This is a genomic window from Pseudomonas sp. ICMP 561 (assembly GCF_002699985.1).
In the GTDB taxonomy this organism is placed as follows: Bacteria; Pseudomonadota; Gammaproteobacteria; order Pseudomonadales; family Pseudomonadaceae; genus Aquipseudomonas; species Aquipseudomonas quasicaspiana.
On record NZ_LKBT01000012.1, the window covers coordinates 197,374 to 219,165 of the forward strand.

Annotated in this window: 18 protein-coding genes; 16 read left to right on the forward strand and 2 right to left on the reverse strand. The window is 57.7% G+C overall.

What is annotated here, in order from left to right; genetic code table 11:
• The first annotated feature begins 95 nt into the window (after positions 1-95).
• The 3 genes from AO242_RS11155 to AO242_RS29675 all read left to right on the forward strand — a co-directional run bounded on the left by AO242_RS11155 (position 96) and on the right by AO242_RS29675 (position 4,325).
• Positions 96-458, forward strand: a complete 363-nt coding sequence (locus AO242_RS11155) for a response regulator transcription factor (protein ID WP_099268724.1) — start codon at positions 96-98, stop codon at positions 456-458.
• A gap of 9 nt (positions 459-467) precedes the next feature.
• Positions 468-3,299, forward strand: a complete 2,832-nt coding sequence (locus AO242_RS11160) for an ATP-binding protein (protein WP_099268725.1) — start codon at positions 468-470, stop codon at positions 3,297-3,299.
• Between the two features lie 336 nt (positions 3,300-3,635).
• Positions 3,636-4,325 (forward strand): helix-turn-helix domain-containing protein, encoded by a 690-nt coding sequence (locus tag AO242_RS29675; protein WP_257153416.1) that lies wholly within the window; start codon positions 3,636-3,638, stop codon positions 4,323-4,325.
• Here the strand turns inward: AO242_RS29675 and AO242_RS11170 are convergent, their stop codons facing one another.
• Positions 4,326-5,645, reverse strand: coding sequence for an OprD family porin (locus AO242_RS11170; protein WP_099268726.1), 1,320 nt, complete (start codon positions 5,643-5,645; stop codon positions 4,326-4,328). It lies immediately after the preceding gene.
• A 260-nt stretch (positions 5,646-5,905) separates the two neighbouring features.
• Here AO242_RS11170 and AO242_RS11175 point away from each other — a divergent pair, with 260 nt between their 5' ends.
• The 6 genes from AO242_RS11175 to AO242_RS11200 all read left to right on the forward strand — a co-directional run bounded on the left by AO242_RS11175 (position 5,906) and on the right by AO242_RS11200 (position 13,300).
• Complete coding sequence (locus AO242_RS11175) at positions 5,906-6,823, forward strand: LysR family transcriptional regulator (protein WP_099268727.1); 918 nt, start codon at positions 5,906-5,908, stop codon at positions 6,821-6,823.
• 551 nt (positions 6,824-7,374) lie between these two features.
• On the forward strand, positions 7,375-7,806 hold the full coding sequence (locus tag AO242_RS11180; RefSeq protein ID WP_099268728.1) for a DoxX family protein: 432 nt from the start codon (positions 7,375-7,377) through the stop codon (positions 7,804-7,806).
• Positions 7,799-8,428 carry an antibiotic biosynthesis monooxygenase gene (locus tag AO242_RS11185; protein WP_099268729.1) on the forward strand — a complete coding sequence of 210 codons (630 nt, stop codon included), beginning with the start codon at positions 7,799-7,801 and terminating at the stop codon, positions 8,426-8,428. Before AO242_RS11180 ends, AO242_RS11185 begins: the two co-directional genes overlap by 8 nt.
• A 151-nt stretch (positions 8,429-8,579) precedes the next feature.
• Positions 8,580-10,418 carry an amidohydrolase gene (locus tag AO242_RS11190; RefSeq protein WP_099268951.1) on the forward strand — a complete coding sequence of 613 codons (1,839 nt, stop codon included), beginning with the start codon at positions 8,580-8,582 and terminating at the stop codon, positions 10,416-10,418.
• Between the two features lie 53 nt (positions 10,419-10,471).
• Complete coding sequence (gene ycaC, locus AO242_RS11195) at positions 10,472-11,101, forward strand: isochorismate family cysteine hydrolase YcaC (protein WP_027900462.1); 630 nt, start codon at positions 10,472-10,474, stop codon at positions 11,099-11,101.
• A gap of 1,356 nt (positions 11,102-12,457) precedes the next feature.
• Complete coding sequence (locus AO242_RS11200) at positions 12,458-13,300, forward strand: fumarylacetoacetate hydrolase family protein (protein WP_099268730.1); 843 nt, start codon at positions 12,458-12,460, stop codon at positions 13,298-13,300.
• 133 nt (positions 13,301-13,433) lie between these two features.
• On the opposite strand, the gene AO242_RS11205 is transcribed toward AO242_RS11200, so the two are convergent.
• Positions 13,434-14,642, reverse strand: coding sequence for a YbfB/YjiJ family MFS transporter (locus tag AO242_RS11205; RefSeq protein WP_099268731.1), 1,209 nt, complete (start codon positions 14,640-14,642; stop codon positions 13,434-13,436).
• A 147-nt stretch (positions 14,643-14,789) separates the two neighbouring features.
• Here AO242_RS11205 and AO242_RS11210 point away from each other — a divergent pair, with 147 nt between their 5' ends.
• The 7 genes from AO242_RS11210 to AO242_RS11240 all read left to right on the forward strand — a co-directional run bounded on the left by AO242_RS11210 (position 14,790) and on the right by AO242_RS11240 (position 21,347).
• Entirely contained in the window at positions 14,790-15,662 is an 873-nt protein-coding gene (locus tag AO242_RS11210) for a LysR family transcriptional regulator (protein ID WP_099268732.1), read from the forward strand.
• A gap of 254 nt (positions 15,663-15,916) precedes the next feature.
• The gene (locus AO242_RS11215) at positions 15,917-16,768 is read left to right on the forward strand and encodes an STAS domain-containing protein (protein ID WP_099268733.1); all 852 of its coding nucleotides are present in this window, start codon (positions 15,917-15,919) and stop codon (positions 16,766-16,768) included.
• A gap of 4 nt (positions 16,769-16,772) precedes the next feature.
• A complete protein-coding gene (locus AO242_RS11220; protein WP_027900457.1) occupies positions 16,773-17,135 on the forward strand; it encodes an STAS domain-containing protein in 363 nt (120 codons plus the stop codon).
• On the forward strand, positions 17,132-17,536 hold the full coding sequence (locus tag AO242_RS11225) for an anti-sigma regulatory factor (protein ID WP_099268734.1): 405 nt from the start codon (positions 17,132-17,134) through the stop codon (positions 17,534-17,536). Before AO242_RS11220 ends, AO242_RS11225 begins: the two co-directional genes overlap by 4 nt.
• Positions 17,527-18,543 carry an ATP-binding protein gene (locus tag AO242_RS11230; RefSeq protein ID WP_176560606.1) on the forward strand — a complete coding sequence of 339 codons (1,017 nt, stop codon included), beginning with the start codon at positions 17,527-17,529 and terminating at the stop codon, positions 18,541-18,543. The genes AO242_RS11225 and AO242_RS11230 overlap by 10 nt, the downstream gene beginning before the upstream one ends.
• Entirely contained in the window at positions 18,536-19,402 is an 867-nt protein-coding gene (locus tag AO242_RS11235; protein WP_027900454.1) for a sensor histidine kinase, read from the forward strand. The genes AO242_RS11230 and AO242_RS11235 overlap by 8 nt, the downstream gene beginning before the upstream one ends.
• Positions 19,392-21,347, forward strand: coding sequence for a response regulator (locus AO242_RS11240; RefSeq protein WP_099268735.1), 1,956 nt, complete (start codon positions 19,392-19,394; stop codon positions 21,345-21,347). Before AO242_RS11235 ends, AO242_RS11240 begins: the two co-directional genes overlap by 11 nt.
• Positions 21,348-21,792: the final 445 nt, after the last annotated feature.

Genomic DNA, 21,792 nt, shown 5'->3' on the forward strand with positions numbered 1-21,792 from the left:
TAAAACAGCACATTTATACATAGCGTCAGGCGCGCTCTTTTGTGGGAGGGCGTAAAGTCTGTTTCTATTACTTTCACTGCCATGAAGTTGAGCTTATGATCCTCATTTGCGTTGTTGATGACGACGCTTCCGTACGTAATGGTCTTGGCAATCTTCTCAAGTCTTTGGGCTATGCTTGCGTGGGCTTTGCTTCGGGTGAAGCGTTTCTGGCTTCTTCGGCAAGTGATGACGCGGATTGCGTATTTCTCGACTTGATCATGAAAGGCATGCAGGGGCTGGAAGTTCTTCGGCAGTTGAAAGCTGCGGGCAAACCGGTCGCCGTTTTCTGCATGTCCGCTCAGGATGACGAGGGAACCATCCGCCGAACACTCGACGCTGGTGCACTGGGTTTTTTGCGCAAACCGTTCTCCGAGGAGGCGTTGCTCGATTCGATAAAGCGGGCACTGGAACGCCCGTAAGGGGCCTTTATGAGCAGCATCCAGGCAGAGCTGATCTCCGGTCTTCAGGCAAGGGCTGAGCATCAGGCCGAAGGCTGCACGCCTGAATGGCTGGCGCTTCTGTCATGGGACCTGCTGTTCGTCGATGGCGAGATTGATCGTTACCGGGTTCATGTGCAGGGCTGCTACCGACAGTGGCTGGTTTTCCGTTCGTCAGTGCGCAAGGTGGAGAGCAGCAGGCGTCGTATCGAGCATGAATACGCGCTAGCCTCCCGCCTTGAGCCGTCCTGGGCACTGGTTCCCCAGGCTCTGTTGCAGACGGCGGAAGGTCCGCTGTGGGTATGCGACGATCCTGGTGGCCAGACGCTGCATGAACTGGCTGACGGGAAAATTTCCATTGATCGCTTCCTGCGCCTTGCGTCAGGCGCAGCGCGCTCCCTTGGGCTGGCTCATGGCAAGGGTCTGCTGCATCGGGATATCAAACCGAGCAATCTGCTTCAGGATGCTCAAGGCACTGTTCGTCTGACGGGGTTTGGCGTCAGTGTCGAGACCGGATCCTGCATGCCCACGAACATTGGCGATTCCATCTGCGGCACGCTGGCTTATATGTCTCCTGAACAGGCGGGACGGGGCGGGCTGCAGTCCGACCAGCGCAGCGATCTTTATGCTTTGGGCATGACGTTCTATGAGCTGCTGACCGGCAGATTGCCCTTCGAGGCAGACGATGCAGTTGAATGGGTGTATTGCCACGTGGCCCGCCAGCCTTTGTCACCGCGGCATTTTCGGGACTCGATTCCCGTACCGTTGGCTCAAATGATTCTGCAACTGATTGCCAAGAATCCCGAAGATCGCTATCAGACGGCTTGTCGCCTGGAGGCTGACTTGCGCAAGTGCCTGAACGAGTGGAGTCAGTTCCAGCACTTGTCCGCTTTTGACGAGACCGTAAAAGATCGTCGATGCCGGGGCGTTGAGCCGGAATTCTTGCTGACGAGGCGGGCGGAGTATCAGGCTCGGGGTGCTGCATTCAAGCGGGTCACTGAAGGGATTTATACCTCCGCGCATGGCCATTTTCTCAGTGGCTGTGATTGCTACCAGCCATGTGGGTGCCTGGGCCAGGTCGCCGGGCTGGAAGCGCGGAGCGGAATTCTGCGCGCGCAGGCCTCGCTGTCGAGGCCCTCGATCAGTATTTCCATGGGGCAGGAAGCGCTGGATCTGGTGTCGGTCATGAAGGCCTCTCAGGCGCTGTCCGAAGAGATCGTGCTGGAGCGACTGATCGGTATTCTGCTGACCAATACGATCGTTCACGCCGGTGCCCAGCATGCCCTGTTACTGCTGATCAAAGACGAAGTACCGCAGGTCCGTGCCCGCGGGCAGGCGCACGAGTCCGGCATCGCCACCGAGCTCTCGGAGACAACACCCACCGCGCGGCATTTGCCCTTGTCGATGTTGTACACGGTCATAAGAACGCGGCAACTGATCGTGCTGGACGACGCCATGCATTCACATGTCTTTGCCGCAGATGAGTACTTCAATGAGCATCAGGTGCGCTCAATACTGTGTTTGCCCCTTATCAAACAAGGCCAGGTAGTGGGCGTGCTTTACCTGGAAAACAATCTGGCGCCTGGGGTGTTTACTTTCAGGCGCACGGCGGTGCTTGAACTGCTCGCCGGTCAGGCCGCGATCTCGCTGGAAAACGCTCGTCTGTATGCTGAATTGACGGAAGAGAACACGCGTCGCAAAGAGATCGAAGCGGCGCTGCGCACCAGCAAGGCGACGCTGGCATTGGGGCAACGTATCAGCCAGTCGGGGAGTTTTCGCTGGGATCCGGGCACCGATGAGGCGCAATGGTCCGACGAGCTGTTTGCGGTCTGGGGCCTGCCGGTGACGGCGGTTGCACCTTCACTGCCGGTGCTGGAAAAGATGATTCACCCGGAAGATCTGCAAGCCTTTTCATCAATGCTGTCCCGGGCTCTGCGACATTCCAGTGCCTTTGAACACACCTTCCGTATCTTCAGGCCCGACGGGACGCTTCGTTATATCGAACTGCTGGGAGAGCCGGACGGCGAGCAGTTTTTCGTGGGTGTGGTCAGTGATGTGACCGAGCGCAAAACCACTGAAACGTCCTTGCGCACTGCCCGTGCCGAGCTGGGGAGGGTTTCTCAGGCAACCACCATGGGCGAGCTGGCGGCGTCCATTGCGCATGAAATCAACCAGCCGCTGGCTTCGATTGTCTCCAACGCCAGTGCCAGTTTGCGCTGGCTCAACCGTGATGTGCCGGTAGTCGAGGAGGCGCTCGCCGGGCTTAGGGATATCGTCAACGACGGCAAGCGCGCTGCCGACATCGTGCGCGCACTTCAATCGCTGGCCAGACAGACGCCGCTCAACCGTGAACCGTTGTACATCACGGATGTGATTCAGCAGGTGGTGTTGCTGACCGCCAGTGAGATCGAGCAGCGCCATGTATTGCTCTACAGGGAAGTCAGCGAGCCACAACTGACCGTGGAAGGAGATGCTGTGCAGTTGCAGCAGGTGATTCTGAATCTGATCATGAATGCCGTGGACGCCATGAGCGACCTTCATGACCGGCCGCGTCGTCTGGCGATCACGTGCAATACGGTGGCTGATGAGTATGTGGTGGTCAGTGTTCAGGACAATGGTTACGGGATTGATCCTGAACATGTTGAACGGGTCTTCGATGCGTTTTTCACGACCAAGGAAAAGGGCATGGGAATGGGCCTGGCGATCTGCAGATCGATCATTGATGCTCATGGGGGGATGCTGCAGGCGTTTTCCGGACGGTCGAGCGGGGCGGTGTTTGTGTTCACGTTGCCAGTGGTTGCAGCGGGTTTAACAGCGAAGTAATTACAAGGCAGACCTTGGCGGGTGGCATTCCTTGTTGGAGCGAGGCTTGCCCGCGAAGAACGAATACTCGGTGTACCTGCTTAACCGCGTATTCGTTCTTCGCGGGCAAGCCTCGCTCCAACAAAGACGGGCGATCAACCCCTGTCGAACTCCAGAAGATCCTTGTTCAACTCCTCGGCGTTACCTGAAACGTCTTTAACCTGCCTGAGAACCGGATGTTGACTGCTGCGCTGATTAACCTGCGCTTCAGAACGTTTAATGTTTTGCAAAGGACTTTAAGGACCACCATCACCAGACTCAATGCCTGCCATACACCTCTGAGCAGGAGAGTCTGTAATGAATGCGTTCAGCCCTTTGTCCACGCTTGATGTCGATCAAGCCGGCGTCACTCAGGTTCCATCTTTCGACACCTTGTCGTCCGCTGTAGAAGAACTGATGAAGTCCGCATCGGTTGGCGACACACGTGAAGCGAATCTGCAATTGCTGGAGCGCAGCGTTACAACACCGGGCATTGACCCTTTGGCTTACCGGTTGATTTGCTCGCTGTTGCCTGCCTTGCGTGATCGTCAGACTGATCATGACGATTCGGTAGAGCGCGCGATGCTGGTGCTCTGCTCGCATTTGTCTACCCGCTTTGAAACACCTGAAGCCGTGGTGCCCAAGCGTTGCGAGAAAGTCGCGTTGTCGCCGTGGCAGGAGCGTCGCGCCAAAGAGATGATGTCCAGCCATATGGATCGCGGGCTGTCCATTGCCCAGATCGCCACCGAATGCTCGTTGTCACGCAGCCATTTCTCTCGGGCGTTCAAGAAGAACACCGGCTTTTCGCCCCGTGACTGGTTCCTGCAGGTTCGCCTGGACAAGGCCAAGGGGTTGCTGACCGAGACCAGCATTTCGATTTCGCGCATCAGCCTCGATTGCGGTTTTGCCGATCAGTCGCATTTCACCCGGGTGTTTACCCGGGTTGTAGGGCAAACGCCGTTCAGCTGGAGACGTTCTCTGTCTACCGAAGCTCGTCGTGCAGGTTGACTACTTGAGAAGATCCAGCGGGTATTCGACGACCAGATACAACCGGTCGATATCGTCGCCAGCCTGCGCGGTATTACCTCGATGAGAAACATGCGACACGTTCAGTGACAGGTCTTTGGCGGGACCTGATTGCACAATGTATTTGAGGTCAATGTCGCGCTCCCAGTGCCGACCATCTTTACCCTGAATGGGCTGATAGCGTCCTGTATCGCTGTCGAACGGGTTGTATGCCCCGCCTTGAACAGCGTGAGTGCCATCAATCCGGTCGCCGGTGACGTATCGGGCCATGAGCTTCAGCCCGGGGAGTCCCATTGTATTGAAGTCAAAGTCATATCGCGCTTGCCAGGATTGCTCCTGAGCGCCGTTGAAGTCTGCGTACTTTATGGAGTTGGCCAGGTAAATGGAGTCACCGCCGACGAAGTCGAAAGGCGTGTCGCCGTCGATTTTCTGCCAGGAGAGCGTAAACGCCTGGCTGCCGAGGCGGTATTTCGCGGACAGGCTGAAGGCTGTGTTTTTAATCGAGCCGGCCTTGGCGCTGCCGTAGTCCAGGGTTCGATACAGATTGCTGTCGAGCAGCAGAGAGCTGTCAGCTGAAAGCTGCTGGTTCAGATGCAGATTGCCGTAGTACTGATGCCAGGTGTCGGACAGCTGCGATGCATAAACCGACCCCCCTAACGGCCCGTCGCCGGAAAGCTCGATACCCGCCAGGCTGATGCTGGCGTTACGGGTGCTTGCACCGTAGCCATCGAAATCGTCATGGCTGCTGGAGGCGTTCTGGTTCTTGAATGCGGTGAAGTGTCCGGCTACCAGTCGAACGCCTTCGATTTCCTGATTGTCGAGAAAAAATCCGCTGGCGTATTCCGGTTGCAGGCGCTTGTCGGCGGTATCGAAAACCGGTGTTTCAACTTCCATTTCGCCGAATTTGAGGACGGTTTTCGAATAGCGCAGCTTGAGCGCAGCGCCTGCGCTGGAGTACTCATTATCGGCGCGGCCTTGGCTGTCCAGCGGCAGCAGGCCGGCGCCTGCATGGCGGCGTCCACCATCCAGTTTCAGGCCATAAAAAGCGTGAGCATCTATACCGATGCCGAGGTCTCCCTGAGTAAAGCCTGATTTCAGGTTGGCGATAAACCCCTGTGCCCATTCCTGGCGATAGCTTTGTCCGTTGTGGCCGGTGCGGTAGTCGTTATGCAGGAAGAAATTGCGCGACAGCAGGTTCAGGGTCGTGTCTTCCAGAAAACCCTGATCTTCTGCGCTGGCTTTCATCGCTTGCGAGGCACCGACAAGTGCCAGAGCGGCAGCCAGCGTAAGACGGTTTTGCATGAGTTGGCCCTTTTGTCAGTTAGGCAGTCAGGCTGACAGGTGAGGGCGGTACGGGATTGATCAGGCGTGCGCAAACTATCGCGCTGTCTTGCGGCAAACTCGGGACCTGGCGGTGCTCGTGCACACCTGCAGGGTCCGATGTTTGCTATGAGAGGCAATCAACCGCACAAAAATACAAGGCAGCCCATCAAGAACAGTGCTTACTTGACCCGCAGACGAGCCTCGCGGCCTTTTCATTCCTTTATTGTCGGACCTTCCCCATGAATCGCAATGATCTGCGCCGAGTCGACCTCAACTTGCTGGTGATCTTTGAGGCGCTGATGTTCGAGCGCAACCTGACCCGGGTCGCTGAAAAACTGTTCATGGGTCAGCCTGCCGTCAGCGCTGCTCTGTCGCGATTGCGCGACCTGTTCGACGATCCATTGCTGCTGCGCAGCGGTCGCGGTATGGAGCCGACGGCAAGGGCGCTGGACATCCTCAAGGAAATTCAGCCTGCGCTGGATACCATCTCTGGCGCGGTCAGCCGGGCCAAGGATTTCGACCCCGCCACCAGCTGCGATGTGTTCCGTATAGGCCTGTCTGATGACGCCGAGTTTGGCCTGTTGCCCCCTTTGCTTCATCAATTGCGGGAAGAGGCGCCGGGCATCATCGTGGTGGTTCGCCGCGCCAACTATCTATTGATGCCAGCGCTGCTGGCTTCAGGTGAAATCTCGGTAGGTGTCAGCTACACCACCGATCTACCGGCCAACGCCAAACGCAAAAAGCTGCGTGATATTCACTGCAAGGTGTTGCGTGGCGATTCTCGCCCGGGCGCGTTAACCCTTGATGATTATTGCGCGCGGCCGCATGCGATGGTGTCGTTCTCTGGCGACTTGTCCGGCAATATCGATCTGGATTTGGCCAAAGTCGGGCGGACCCGCAAAGTCGTGCTCGGTGTACCGCAATTCAATGGCCTGCGGGCGTTGCTGGCGGGTACTGAATTGATCGCAACCGTGCCTGATTACGCGGCCTGTGCGCTGGTGGAAGGTTGCACGCTGCGCGCAGATGATCCGCCGTTTCCGATTGTTGCTGCCGAGTTGTCGATGGTCTGGAGCGGGGTGCATGACAACGACCCCGCCGAGCGCTGGCTCCGTTCGCGCATCAGTCAGCACATGGCCAAGACGCCTGAAGTGATTTGAGGTGTCCCAGTGTCCATCACACCGCACTGTCTCGCGCCAAACGGTGGACCTGTAGGAGCGCACGAGCACCGCGAGGCCGCGATGGCGGTGCATCAGACAGACCGCCATCGCTGCATCGCGGTGCTCGTGCGCTCCTACAGAATGGATTTCAATTCAGTGCATACATTTAGTTTGATAGGAGATAGCTCTGTGCTCTGACACCGCGCTGTCGCGAAGCAAACATTAGACCTGTAGGAGCTGCCGAAGGCTGCGATCGCGGTGTATCAGGAGAAATGCTTCGCAGCCTTCGGCAGCTCCTACAGAAAAATGCATTTCAACCCATTAATTTGCATTTGTGTGATGAAGCCGAGCTTGGTCTGGTCGCACAAGGTGCGGCGCTAGTCCTGGGTTTACGGCTGTCGAAAAAAACCAGCTGTGCTTTTGCGCACGGCTGATCCATGAAAGCACAAGCATTCAATTACCCGTCGCTTCAACGCTGCACTATCGAATCCAGAGTTGACCAGTACACGGAGATTCCCTGTCCTGGCCATTCCCAATTTCGTGGGTGCGTGATGAATCATTCGACAGTTGAAAACCTATCCCTTGAAGACCGGGTCCGCGATCTCGGTCTGCTGTTCCTCAGGCTAAGCGCCGCGGCTTTTCTTCTGGTCGTTCATGGCCTGCCAAAACTCCTCGATTTCAACCATCAACTGACGCTCATCGAAGACCCGTTTCACCTGGGCGCGCAGTTGACACTGACCCTTGCAATCTTTGCTGAAGTCCTGTGCCCGCTTCTGATTGCTGCAGGGATCTTCGTGCGCCTTGCATGCCTGCCCATTCTGTTTCTGTTGCTGGTCGCACTGCTTGCCGTTCACCCGGAATGGACGCTGGAGCAGGGCCAGTTTGGCTGGTTGCTGTTGATCATTTTTACAACTGTTTTGATTGCAGGGCCGGGAAGGCTCGCGCTCAACACACGTTTCAACGGAGCGGTGCGTTATGTCTGATTCAAACCCCTTGATCGACGAAGCGGTGGTGGTCAACCAGCCGCCATTCAATGAAGTTGTGACGCTGGTGATCAAGCACCGCATCCGCGCCGGTATGGAAGCGGATTACGAAGCCTGGCTAAGGCGCATCGTAGGTATTGCGGGCAGCTATCCGGGGCACTTGGGCGTGGATGTGATCCGCAGCAAGTCGGGTGGGCTGCATCTGTTCACCTGTGTTCTGCGCTTTCACTCTACTGACGCCATGCAGCGCTGGCTGGATTCGGAGCAGCGCAGCCAGTTGGTTGAGGAGGCCCGCCCAATGCTCGCCGACGGCGACCAGACCGAAGTTAATCCCCATAACGAATTCTGGTTCACGCCTGCCTCCGAGGCTTCCGCACCGCAGCCGCCGCGCTGGAAGCAGGCGTGTGTGACGTTTCTGGTCATTTGCCCGCTGACACTGCTCATTCCTCTGCTCTGGGGGCCGGTGTTCGCCTTGAGTCCGCTGCTCGCCAACTACGTGGTGAGTACCGCTTTGGTCACGGTCACCATCGTCCTGCTGGTCTGTTACGTGATGATGCCTGCCGCAACCCGGCTCTTCTCGCCCTGGCTGAATGCCGCGCAGAAACAGCCCTCCGTGGAGTGACGCCATGAGCAATGACGACAAGGACACCGATCAGGAACGCCGCCGCTTTTTGGCCAAAGGCACGTTGCTCAGTGCCGCGGCGGCCATCCTTCCGTCTTTTCCCTTCGCTGGCTATGCCGGTGCCTCTCAAAAATCTGTCGAAGGAACCGCGATGAACGTCGAACTGATTCTCTACAACGGCCAACTGCATACTGTCGACCGTGAAAAACCAAAGGCCAGCGCGGTCGCCATCAGCGGCGGACGCTTTGTGGCAGTGGGCACCGATGCAGAAGTCATGGCGCTGCGTGGCAGTGCGACCCAGGTCATCGACCTGCAAAAGCGCACGGTGATCCCGGGTCTCAACGACTCTCACCTGCACTTGATTCGTGGCGGCCTGAACTACAACCTCGAACTGCGCTGGGAAGGCGTGCCGTCACTGGCTGATGCATTACGCATGCTCAAGGACCAGGCCGATCGCACTCCGACGCCGCAGTGGGTGAGGGTCGTAGGTGGCTGGAACGAATTCCAGTTCGCTGAAAAACGCATGCCGACGTTGGAAGAACTCAATCAGGCGGCTCCGGATACCCCGGTGTTCGTTCTGCACTTGTACGACCGTGCCTTGCTCAACCGCGCCGCGCTGCGTGTCGCCGGGTACACCCGCAACACGCCGAACCCGCCCGGTGGCGAAATTGTCCGCGATTCCAATGGCGATCCGACCGGCATGCTGGTGGCCAAGCCCAACGCGATGATTCTCTACTCGACGCTGGCCAAGGGGCCGAAGCTGCCGCTGGAGTATCAGGTCAACTCGACGCGTCAGTTCATGCGAGAACTGAACCGGCTGGGTGTGACCAGTGCCATCGACGCGGGCGGTGGTTTCCAGAACTACCCGGATGACTACGCGGTGATTGAGCAGTTGGCCCGTGAGAAGCACCTCACCGTGCGTATCGCCTACAACCTGTTCACCCAGAAGCCGAAAGAAGAGCTGGCCGATTTCAAGAACTGGACCAGTTCGGTCAAGTTGCATCAGGGCGATGACTTCCTGCGCCACAACGGCGCGGGTGAAATGCTCGCTTTTTCCGCGGCGGACTTCGAGGACTTCCTCGAACCGCGTCCAGACTTGCCCGCAGGCATGGAGCAGGATCTGGAGCCGGTGGTGCGCCACCTGGTCGAACATCGCTGGCCGTTCCGGTTGCACGCGACTTATGACGAGTCCATCTCGCGAATGCTCGACGTGTTCGAGAAAGTCAATCGCGAGATTCCGTTCAACAACCTGCCGTGGTTCTTCGACCACTGCGAAACCATCAGCCCGAAAAACATCGAGCGGGTTCGCGCCTTGAATGGCGGCATCGCGATTCAGGACCGTATGGCCTTTCAAGGCGAATACTTCGTCGAGCGCTACGGCGCAAAGGCTGCCGAATACACGCCGCCGATCAAACGCATGCTGGCCGAGGGTGTGCCGGTGGGCGCCGGGACCGATGCGACCCGGGTTTCCAGCTACAACCCGTGGACTTCGCTGTACTGGATGGTCAGCGGTCGCACGGTGGGTGGTCTCGAGTTGTACCCGGAAGGATTGTCTCGTGACACCGCGCTGGAGTTGTTCACCCACGGCAGCGCCTGGTTCTCATCCGAGCAGGGCAAGAAGGGCATGATCAAAGTCGGCCAACTGGCTGACTTGGTGGCCCTGTCCGCGGACTACTTCAGCGTCGATGAAGAGTCGATCAAGTGGATCGAGTCGGTGCTGACCGTGGTGGACGGCAAGGTGGTGTACGGCAGCGGTGATTTCGAGAAGCTCGCGCCACCGCAGGTGCCGGTGCTGCCGGACTGGTCGCCGGTGGTCAAGGTGCCGGGTCACTGGCGTCCGAATTCGCCGTTAGTGGCTCAGATTCACCAGTGCAGCGGCCCTTGCGTCGTGCATTCCCACAGCCATGAGCGCGCACGTATGTCCAGCGTACCGGTCAGCGATTTCCAGGGTTTCTGGGGCGCGTTCGGCTGTTCATGTTTCGCATTCTGATCATCTGCCATCACGGCGATGACGTTACTCTGAAAACCTGAAGGAGTTACCCCATGAGTACTGCTACCCCCTGGAAACGCTTGAACAAAGACGACGCGGTTGTGCTGCTGGTGGATCACCAGACCGGTCTGATTTCGCTGGTGCAGGATTTTCAGCCTAACGAGTTCAAGAACAACGTGCTGGCGCTGGCGGATCTGGCGAAGTTCTTCAAACTGCCGACGATTCTGACCACCAGCTTCGAAAACGGTCCGAACGGCCCGATGGTGCCCGAGCTGAAGGAGCTGTTCCCGGACGCGCCATACATCCCGCGTCCCGGCCAGATCAATGCCTGGGACAATGAAGACTTCGTCAAAGCGGTCAAGGCAACCGGCCGTAAGCAACTGATCATCGCTGGTGTCGTGACTGACGTGTGCGTCGCATTCCCGACGTTGTCTGCACTGGCTGAAGGGTTTGAAGTGTTCGTCGTGACCGACGCATCGGGCACCTTCAACGAAACCGTGCAACAGGCCGCCTGGGCCCGCATGACCGCTGCCGGTGCGCAACTGGTCAACTGGTTCTCCGTGGCGTGCGAGCTTCAGGTTGACTGGCGTAACGATATGGAAGGCCTGGCCAATCTGCTCTCGCCACGCATTCCCAACTACCGCAACCTGATGAACAGCTACTCGGCACTGACTGCGAAGTAAGTTCTGAGACTCAAAGAACGGCGCCCTGCCTTGAGTAGGGCGCCGTTTTTGCTTATACCTTCAGGTCGCCTCGATTCTGTGGGACCGAATTCATTCGGTAAGGCGGTGTTTCAGGTTACGCATAGGCTGTGGATGTACCGGCCTCTTCGCGAACAAGTTCGCTCCTACCGGTGACCTGAGCAAGACGCATAACCCGGTAGGACCGAATTCATTCGGGAGGGCGGTATTTCAGGTTACGTATAGGCTGTGGGTGTCCCGGCCCCTTCGCGAACAAGTTCGCTCCTGCCGGTGACCTGGGCAAGATGCAAAACCCGGTAGGACCGAATTCATTCGGGAAGGCGGCATTTCAGTTTACGCATAGGCTGTGGATGTCCCGGCCCCTTCGCGAACAAGTTCGCTCCTACCGGCGACCTGGGCAAGACGCATAACCCGGTAGGACCGAATTCATTCGGGAAGGCGGCATTTCAGTTTACGCATAGGCTGTGGATGTCCCGGCCTCTTCGCGAACAAGTTCGCTCCTACCGGTGACCTGGGCAAGACGTAGAACCCGGTAGGACCGAATTCATTCGGAAAGGCGGTGTTTCAGGCAGCACATCGGCTGTGAATGTACCGGCCTCTTCGCGAACAAGTTCGCTCCTACCGGTGACCTGGGCAAGACGCAGAACCCGGTAGGACCGAATTTATTCGGGAAGGCGGTGTTTCAGGCAGCACATCGGCTGTGAATGTACCGCCCCCTTCGCGAATAAATTCGCTCCTACCGGTGACCTGGGCAAGACGCAGAACCCGGTAGGACCGAATTCATTCGGGAGGGCGGTATTTCAGGTGCGCATAGGCTGTGGATGTACCGGCCTCTTCGCGAACAAGTTCGCTCCTACCGGCGACCTGGGCAAGACGCATAACCCGGTAGGACCGAATTTATTCGGGAAGGCGGTGTTTCAGGCAGCACATCGGCTGTGAATGTACCGGCCCCTTCGCGAATAAATTCGCTCCTACCGGTGACCTGGGCAAGACGCAGAACCCGGTAGGACCGAATTCATTCGGGAAGGCGGTATTTCAGGTTACGCATAGGCTGTGGATGTCCCGGCCCCTTCGCGAACAAGTTCGCTCCTACCGGTGACCTGGGCAAGACGCATAACCCGGTAGGACCGAATTCATTCGGGAAGGCGGTATTTCAGGTTACGCATAGGCTGTGGATGTACCGGCCTCTTCGCGAATGAGTTCGCTCCCACTGGAACAGTGTTTGCTGACCAACATAGAGACCAGTAAAAGCGGCTTTAGCCGGGAGAGCGATATTTCAATAGATTGCCGAGGTTATGCCATGATGCCCCCGCTCATTTACTGACAAGGAATAACCCCATGAAGCTGGTTCGCTACGGTCTACCCGGTGCTGAAAAGCCTGGCGTCATTGACTCCAACGGTGGCATTCGTGATCTGTCGGCGCATGTTGATGACATCAACAGCAATGCGCTTTCCATCGAGAGCCTGTCGCGTCTGAGTGCCATCGATTGCTCGACGCTGCCGCTGGTTGCGGGTGATGTGCGTATGGGGCCACCGATCAGTAAAGGCGGGCGGGTGATCTGCATCGGCCTTAATTACACCGACCATGCCGCCGAAACCAATCTGCCGATTCCTGCCGAACCGGTGATGTTCCTCAAGGCTTGCCATCCCACTGGTCCCAACGACGACATTCGCTTGCCGATTGGCTCGGTGAAGACTGATTGGGAAGTTGAACTGGGCATCGTGATCGGCACCCAGGGGCTGTACATCGACAAGGCCGATGCCTTGAAGCATGTCGCGGGTTATTGCGTAGTCAATGACTTATCCGAGCGCAGTTACCAGCTGGAGCGTGGCGGGCAGTGGACCAAAGGCAAGAGTTTTCCGGGGTTTGCCCCCGTTGGCCCATGGCTGGTGACGGCTGACGAAGTGGCTGATCCTGGCAAGCTGGCGTTGTGGCTGGAGGTCAATGGCAAACGCCAGCAAGACGGCAACACGGCCAATCAGGTATTTGATGTGGCGACGGTCGTCAGCTACGTGTCGCAGTTCATCGAGCTGGAACCTGGCGACTTGATTAGCACTGGCACCCCGGCAGGCGTGGGATTGGGTCATAAACCTGAGCCATTGTTTCTTAAACCGGGGGATGTGGTAACTCTGGGCGTGGAAGGGCTTGGGGAGCAGCGGCAGGCGATAAAAGCGTTTTGAAGGCCACAACTCTTTAATTTAAATACTCTTAACCGTTGGAGCGAGGCTTGCCCGCGAATAGGTTGCCACGGTGTATCAGATACACTGTGCATTCATTCTTCGCGGGCAAGCCTCGCTCCAACAGGGGCGGTATTTACTTTCGAATGATCAACGCAGCAATAAAATCAGCCACCAACGCCACAGCAATCGCCAGCGCAGCTATCACAAACAGCATCACGTGATGCCCGCCATTGGCGTTGAAGATCACTGAGTACCCATAACCGCTCAACGCCTGAAACGTCGCGAAGGAAACCGTGGCACGGCTCCAGGCCACTTGCTGCTGTTCGTGGCGAGGGACCAGTTCGTGAATCCTGCCCAGAGCCAGCGGGACAATACCCGGTGGAAACGAGCCGATGATGATTGCCAGCAAGGCCAGCAGCGCGAAGTTACTGGTGGTGCACAGCAACGCTACAGTCACGGCTTGTACCGCGAGCACCAGGCGGATCGAGGTACGGGCACCCAGGCGGTCAGCCAGAAAGCCGTACATCACCGGGCCCAGAATTGCGCCGACCCCGTACATGACCCAGATCACGGCACCCGCATGGGCGCTCAGGCCAAGGCCGCGGGTCACGTAATCCACCAGAAACACCATCGTCGGCACCAGACCGATCGCCATCAATGCGTATTGGCCAAACAGCAGGTATATGCCTGGGTTCATGCGGCTGTTAAGTGGCTGATGAGTTGCTTCGGCAGAGGCAGACACGGCGGCAGTAGCGCTTGCCGATGGCCAGCAAAACCAGCTCGCTGCGGTGAGCACGAGGGAGGCCAGACCCAGGCCAATCCAGGCATCTCGCAAGCCTAGCGACAGCAGGAACGGCACCAGCGTCCCTGAACCTGCTATGCCCAAGCCCACCCCGATAAAGATTGCACCACTGGCCAGCCCTCTACGGGCGACCGGTACGTGAGGAATCACGGTTGCAGCCACCACGACAATGATCGCGCCCCCTGCGATACCGGACAGCAGACGCCAACTGAAAAACCAGGCGACCGACAACGGCCAGGCACAGGCAAAAAACGACGCGGTGGCGATCAGCATCATCAAACGCAGCGAGTGCGCGTTGGACAGTCGGGCCGCGATGGGGCGGCCGGTGAGGGCGCCAATCAGATAGCCGATCAGGTTTGCCGCGCTCAGGTAAATCACATCCGACGCAGAAAACCAGTGCGCCTCGATCAGTGATGGAATTAGTGGCGTATAGGCGAATCGCGCGAGGCCGATGCTCACAAGGCTCGCGCTGAGGCCTGCAAGTATGTGCAGCCAGACGTTGTTGCGCCGGGGTGCAAAGGTGTCAGTAGTGGTGTGCATGGCGGAATGTCCTTCCCCACAGAATCACGGAATCAAAGTGAGCACTACAAAGTGCTTGGCATGGGTCCATGGTAGCGACGATGATTGATGCAATCTTGCAGTTAATTGTCTTTGGTGAGATGCATAAATGCATCAGGTGGGTGGCCGTTGAACTGGGATGACACGCGAATTTTTCTGGCGGTCTGTCGAAAGTCCACATTGCGCGGTGCGGCGCGATTGCTGAATGTAGATCAGGCAACGGTAGGTCGCCGGATCGCGGCCCTTGAAAATGCCTTGGGCACCAAGGTGTTTCTACGCACCTCCGAGGGCTACGTGCTGACGGTTGCAGGGGAGGCTGCGTTCAAGTCGGCGGAAAAGATGGAGCGCTCGGCGCTGGACCTGCAACGGCAGATTCAAGGGCTGGATGATCGACTCAAAGGAGAGGTGCGCATCACCTCCACCGATTCGCTGGCCGTCGATTTTCTGATTCCTGCCATCGCTCATCTGCATCAAACACACCCGGACGTGAAAGTCCGGCTCGATGCATCCATACAAATGCTTAGTCTTTCCCGGCGTGAAGCCGATATAGCCGTCAGAAACGTCAAACCAGAAAATCCGGATTTGATCGCTCGCTGTATTGCCCGTTGGCCGGTAGGGCTGTATGCGTCGGCGGAGTATGCGCAACGCCATGGCGAGCCTGAACCGGGTTCGGCATTTGCCGGTCATGACCTGATCATGTTTCAGCCCTATCTGGACAGTAGCCGTGAAGCGACTATCGTTTCCGAGCCGGTCGGTGAAGGGCGTCTGGTGGCGACGGTTAATTCCGGACTGATGATGCGTCGCTCGATTGCTGCCGGGATCGGCATTGGCGAAATCCCGGTGTGTCTGGGCGAGCGTGACGGGCTGACCCGGCTTTGGCCGGATCGGCAGCGGCAGCAAACGTACGACGTCTGGTTGGTGACTCATGAAGACTTGCGACATACCGCACGGGTGAGGGCTGTCATCGATCACATCGTCAGCGTCTTTGAGTCAGTCGGTTAGGCATGCAGCATTAATCAGGTCGAATGGGTGTAACGCCCGTCGAAAAAGTCGCATTCAGAGTGGTTTTGATGAAAAAACTGGCCGCTATAACGCTTGACGAAAAGCTATTAGCAATGTGCCAGCAGAGGCTGCTTGCATTTAAAGGTGAATGGTAGAGAATCGCCGCATAAAGAGGCCAGTCGGCCCATATTCATACTCGTTATTGCATTCCTGGATAATCAGGTTTGCCGGCATTGTTCAGGAGTTCAAACAAGATGGCAGCAGTGCAGCAAAAAACCGTTGACGCAATCAAGACCTCCCAGCCAGAACTGTCAGCTGAATGGCTGGCGGCGCTGGAAGCTAACGGTGCCACTCGCAACCTCAAGATCGATGATCTGAAACAACAGATGGCGGAGTTCCTGAGTCTCGTGGTTTCAGTCGCGGAGAAGGGGCGTCATCAATCTCTGGCTGGCAGTGACTGGGACGAGATTCGTCAATTCCTCGAAAAGCTTTCCCAGAGCCGTGCTTCGGTGGGCCAGGATTCGCAGCAGACTGCAAGTTTTGTCTTTGCGCTCAAAGGCCCGTTGTTTGCCTTGATCCAGCGTGAATATCAGGCTGATCCGACGCTGTACGCCGAGCAGTTGCTGGAGCTGTCCGAGTTGCTGGATGCGTTGGCCATGCACACCATCCGCACGTTCCAGAAATCCCGTGAAAACGTGATCAAGCGCCAGCAGGAAGAATTGCTGGAGCTGTCGACTCCAGTGGTCAAGCTGTGGGACGGCGTGCTTGCCTTGCCGATGATCGGCACCCTTGACTCCCAGCGTACCCAAGTGGTGATGGAGTCGCTGTTGCAGCGCATCGTCGACACGGGTTCGGAAATCGCCATCATTGACATCACCGGCGTGCCAACCGTGGACACACTGGTTGCGCAGCACTTGCTGAAAACGGTCACCGCCATTCGCTTGATGGGTGCTGATTGCATCATCAGCGGTGTACGTCCGCAAATTGCTCAGACCATTGTCCATCTGGGCCTCGATCTGCAAGGCGTCGTCACCAAAGCCAATCTCGCCGACGCGCTGGCTCTGTCGCTGAAGCGTCTGGGGCTGACCGTCACCAAGGCGGTATAAGTTCATGGAACGTATTCCTATTCTGCAGATGGGCGCCTATCTGCTCGTCACGATCCAGGTCGACATGCACGATCAGCTTGCGCTGACCCTGCAGGACGATCTGTCCGAGCGGATCAGCAAAACTTCTGCGCGGGGTGTCCTGATCGACATCTCGGCGCTGGACATCGTCGATTCGTTCGTGGGTCGCATGATCGGCACTATTTCCGGCTTGTCGCGGATCATGGATGCCGAGACCGTACTGGTCGGCATGCAGCCCGCAGTAGCGATTACGCTGGTTGAGCTGGGCATGACCTTGCCGGGCGTCAGCACTGCGTTGAACGTTGAGCGCGGCATGAAACTGCTGCATGAGCGAGTGCAAGCGCAATGACCGTACGCAGCAGCGGTTCGCAACCCGTGCTGATCGAACAGGACGTCGTACTTGCGCGCCAGACCGCGCGCAAGCTGGCCCAGGAGTGCGGCATGCGCCTGATTGATCTGACCAAAATGGTCACCGCTGTCAGCGAGCTGGCACGTAACACCATGGTCTATGGTGGTGGCGGAGATATGGACTGGCAAATCCTCGAAGAGGATATGCGCACAGGTTTGCGGATCACCTTCCGCGATGAAGGTCCGGGCATTCCTGACCTCAAGCTGGCGATGACCGATGGCTGGACTTCCGGTAATGGCATGGGCCTTGGCCTGACCGGCGCCAAGCGTCTGGTGGAAGAGTTCGAACTGGACACTGCTCCCGGTGCCGGAACCCGCATAACGATTACCCGATGGACGTGATCCTGCGCAGTACCCTGACGCAGGTTTTGTTGATTGAGGACAGCAGCCAGGTAGGCCACGCAAGACGCACCGCTCAGCAGTTGGCGGAGAGTCTCGCGTTCGATGAAGTGGACGCCGGACGTGTCGCGCTGGTCGCTACCGAGTTGACCAGCAACATTCTCAAACACGCGATTCGCGGCGAATTGCACCTGCGGGTTTTCGATTCGCCGGGGTTGTCCGGCATCGAAATCATTGCCGTGGATCGTGGTGAAGGTTTCGACCTGACTGATTGCATGCCCGATGGCTTCTCAACCCGAGGAACCCAAGGCATTGGCCTTGGCTCTATCGAGCGCCAGGCGGATGTCTTTGATGCCCACGCGGATGCTCGCGGTGCGGTGGTCATGGCCCGTTTCTACCCCCGTAAAAACAAGACCCGGGACCTGCGTGTCGGTATCAGTCAGCATTCACTGCATGATGATCCCGCCTGTGGCGATGTCTGGTCACTGGCAGTGGAGGGGCAGCGGATTAGTGCGTTGATCATCGACGGGCTGGGTCATGGTGAGGATGCTGAAGTCGCCGCGCGTGCCGGTGAGGTCGAATTCCAGCAGCGGCCTTTTGATTCTGCCGAGCGTGTGCTCGAGGACATGCACCATTCCATGAAGGGAACGCGTGGCGGTGCCGTAGCGGTGGCCAACTTTGATGCTGGCCTGGATACGTTGCGCTTTGTCGGGATTGGCAATATCGGCGCCACGCTGATTGGTGAAGACAAAGTTCGGGGACTGGTATCGCATCCTGGCATTGTCGGCCTTCAGTTCAGAAAGGCTCAGGCATTCGAGCATTCGCAAGTGACCGGCCAGTTGCTGGTGATGTACAGCGATGGCCTGCAATCTCGTTGGAACCTGCGTGATTATCCGGGTCTGATTTATCGTCATCCGGCGGTTATCGCTGCCGTCCTGCACCGCGATTTTTGCCGCGGCCGAGATGACGTCACCGTGTTGGTCATTACCCTGGAGGCTTTCAATGCCTGAACCGATCGTTGCTGATCAGTCCATCGAGTTGCAAAAGTTGCGCGATGAAGTGGACGCGCTGCGTGCCGAGCTGGACGAAACCAATCAGGGCGTACTGGCGCTGTATGCCGAACTCGACAACCAGGCCGATGAACTGCGTGAGGCGTCTGATTTGAAGAGTCGCTTCCTGTCTTACATGAGCCACGAATTCCGCACGCCGCTGGGCTCCATTCTGAGCATCACCAGCCTGCTAAAGGACGAAATCGACGGTCCGTTGAGCGAAGAACAGCACAAGCAGGTCGGCTTTGTCAGTGGTGCAGCCCGTGAGCTGAGCGACATGGTCGATGACCTGCTCGATCTGGCCAAGATTGAAGCCGGAAGGATCAGCATTTCCCCTGCCTGGTTCGACATGTTCGACTTGTTCTCGGCACTGCGCGGTATGTTCCGGCCGATCGTCAACGCGTCGTCCGTGGACCTCATTTTTGAGGAGCCGTCAGGCTTGCCGCGTCTGTACACCGACGACAAGAAGCTCGCGCAGATCCTGCGCAATTTCATTTCCAACTCCCTTAAATTCACCCAACGCGGTGAGGTTCGAGTATCTGCACGTCTGGAAAGCGATAACGAAATCCGCTTTGCGGTCTCCGATACCGGTGTAGGCATTCCTCAGGAAATGCACGGCGCCTTGTTCGAAGACTTTTCGCAGATCGACTCCCCTCTGCAAAAGCGATTGCGCGGGACCGGGCTTGGCCTGTCACTGTGCAAACGCTTCGCCGAGCTACTGGGCGGGCGAGTCGGACTGGAGAGTGAACCCGGACTGGGCTCGACATTTTTCGTAATCATTCCACTGGCCATCGCCGCAGGGCCTGTTGATGAAGCGTGAACTCCGGCTGCTCATCGTTGATGACAACGCAGCGACACGCTATGCGTTGCGGCGACGCATGGAGCGCCACGACTTTATCGTCAGCGAAGCAGGTACGGGCACCGAGGGGCTTGAGCAGATCGCAGCACAACTCCCGGATGCGCTGATTCTGGATGTGAACCTGCCGGACATGAGTGGCTTCGACATCGTTCGTCTGTTGCGTGCCGAGCCACGCACCGCGTTGCTGCCTGTGGTGCATGTCTCGGCGGCGTCGATTCATACCACCGACATTGTCACCGGCCTTGAGGCGGGCGCTGATGCCTATCTGGTGCACCCGGTAGATCCGGATGTATTGCTGGCGACCTTGCGGACATTGCTCCGGGTACGAGACACCGAATACGCATTGCGTGAAAGTGAGGCGCGCTTCAGGGAGATTTTCGTCAACATTTCCGCGCCCATTGCGGTCATGGACGCTCAGCTCAAGGTCTACGAGTGCAACCACGCGTTTACGCTGCTGACCCATCAAAGCCTGGCCGATGAAACCATGCTGGGCTCTCTGGCTGGCGATCAGGATGAAGTTATTCAGGAGCTGCGCGCGGGGTTGCTGGCGGGTGAGCGCTGGCAAGGCACGTTGCGCATGTTGGTAAGGGGTGAATTACGCGAGACCGAGTGGCAGATTTCACCTTACCGCACACCCGGGCTGAGTCTCGTGTTCGTTGAAGATGTGACCGAGCACCGGCAGCGGGAGCAGTCACATCTCAAGCAACTCGACAGCGTCAATACCAAGCTTGCCCACGAAGTGGCCGAGCGCGCCCGAACTGAAGCTCAGTTGCTGCAAGCGCAGAAAATGGATGCAATCGGGAAGTTGACCGGCGGTATTGCCCATGACTTCAACAACTTGCTGACCGGGATCATTACCGGTATCGAGTTGATCAAGAGGCGGACCCAGGAAAATCGTCCCGAGAAAATCATGCGCTACGCAGAGGCGGCACTCGCTTCGGCCTCCAGTGCGGCGGCGCTCACCCACCGATTGCTGGCATTCGCTCGTCAGCAACCGCTGGACGCTCGGCCAATCGACATCAACAAACATATCCGCTCGCTGGAAGACCTGATGCGCCGCACCATCGGTAAGCGCATCGCGTTGACGCTGGACCTCACCTCGCAGTCGGCCATTGCACTGGTGGATAGCAGTCAGCTGGAAAGTGCGTTGCTCAATCTGGTGATCAACGCCCGGGATGCGCTGCCGAACGGCGGAACGATTCGGGTCACGACCTTTGCTGCGCATTCCAAAGGCGATGCCAGGCTGGCAGATGGCGCTTACCTGGCGCTGTCGGTAAAGGATGACGGCATCGGCATCGAGCACAGTGTCATCGACAAGGTGTTTGATCCGTTCTTCACCACCAAACCCATTGGCAAGGGCACCGGGCTGGGGCTATCGACTATCTACGGCTTCGCGCGGCAGTCGCAAGGCGATGTAGTCATTCGCAGCGTAGTGGGCCACGGCACAGAAGTCACCTTGATGCTGCCAGCCGGAATTGAGTCCGTGCCGGTCGAGGAGGCGCCGCCTGTTGCTCCGCGAGAGGGGGCGGGGCAGCACATTCTGATCGTGGAAGACACGGCATCAGTGCGGATGTTCGTCAACGAGCTGCTGATCGATACCGGCTACCGCTGCACTCAGGTAGGGGACGTCGCTACGGCATTGTCGTTACTTGAAAACGACACGTCGATTGACCTGTTGCTCAGCGACGTCGGTTTGCCTCACATGAATGGGCGTGAGCTGGCGGACCGGGCCCGTCTCTGGCGTCCTCACTTGCCGGTATTGTTCATGACCGGTTACGCCGAAAACGCGGTGGACCGGCAGAGCTTTCTGGGCGAGGGCATGGACATGATCATCAAGCCGTTCCAGCTGGGCGCGTTGCTTGAGAAAGTCAACGCCATGCTGGAGGCAACTCCCCGCGAAACCTGATCGGCCGCCGCGTTGCCGTGACCGGCCGGTCAGAATCAGAAATATGTAGTGCTCTAAAATATTCACTACATAATCATTGACGCATGCCTTTTCGACTTGCATTATGCAGCTGTCTCCCTGATCGGGAGAGTTGGAAAGGGTGTTCTTGACATGCACGACGAGCCGTCGTGATGTTCCCGGATGTGTGCTGCCCACAAGGCAGATTGATGAAGCTGACCTGGCATGGTCGTCTCAGGGCGAGTTGATGCTGGCGATACGTCCTCATGAGGCTTGTGGCTGACTGCAGTTCAGATTGCCGCTGGTTTCCGATGTTTCGCTACTTCTTCCTGTTGTTTGTCCTGCCGCGTAGCAGCTTTTCATCAAGGCTACATGCATCTAGTCAGGGGCCGGTTCTGCGGGCGAGTGAACGATGTGTCATGTTTCGTTCATCAGCAGTGATACGAAT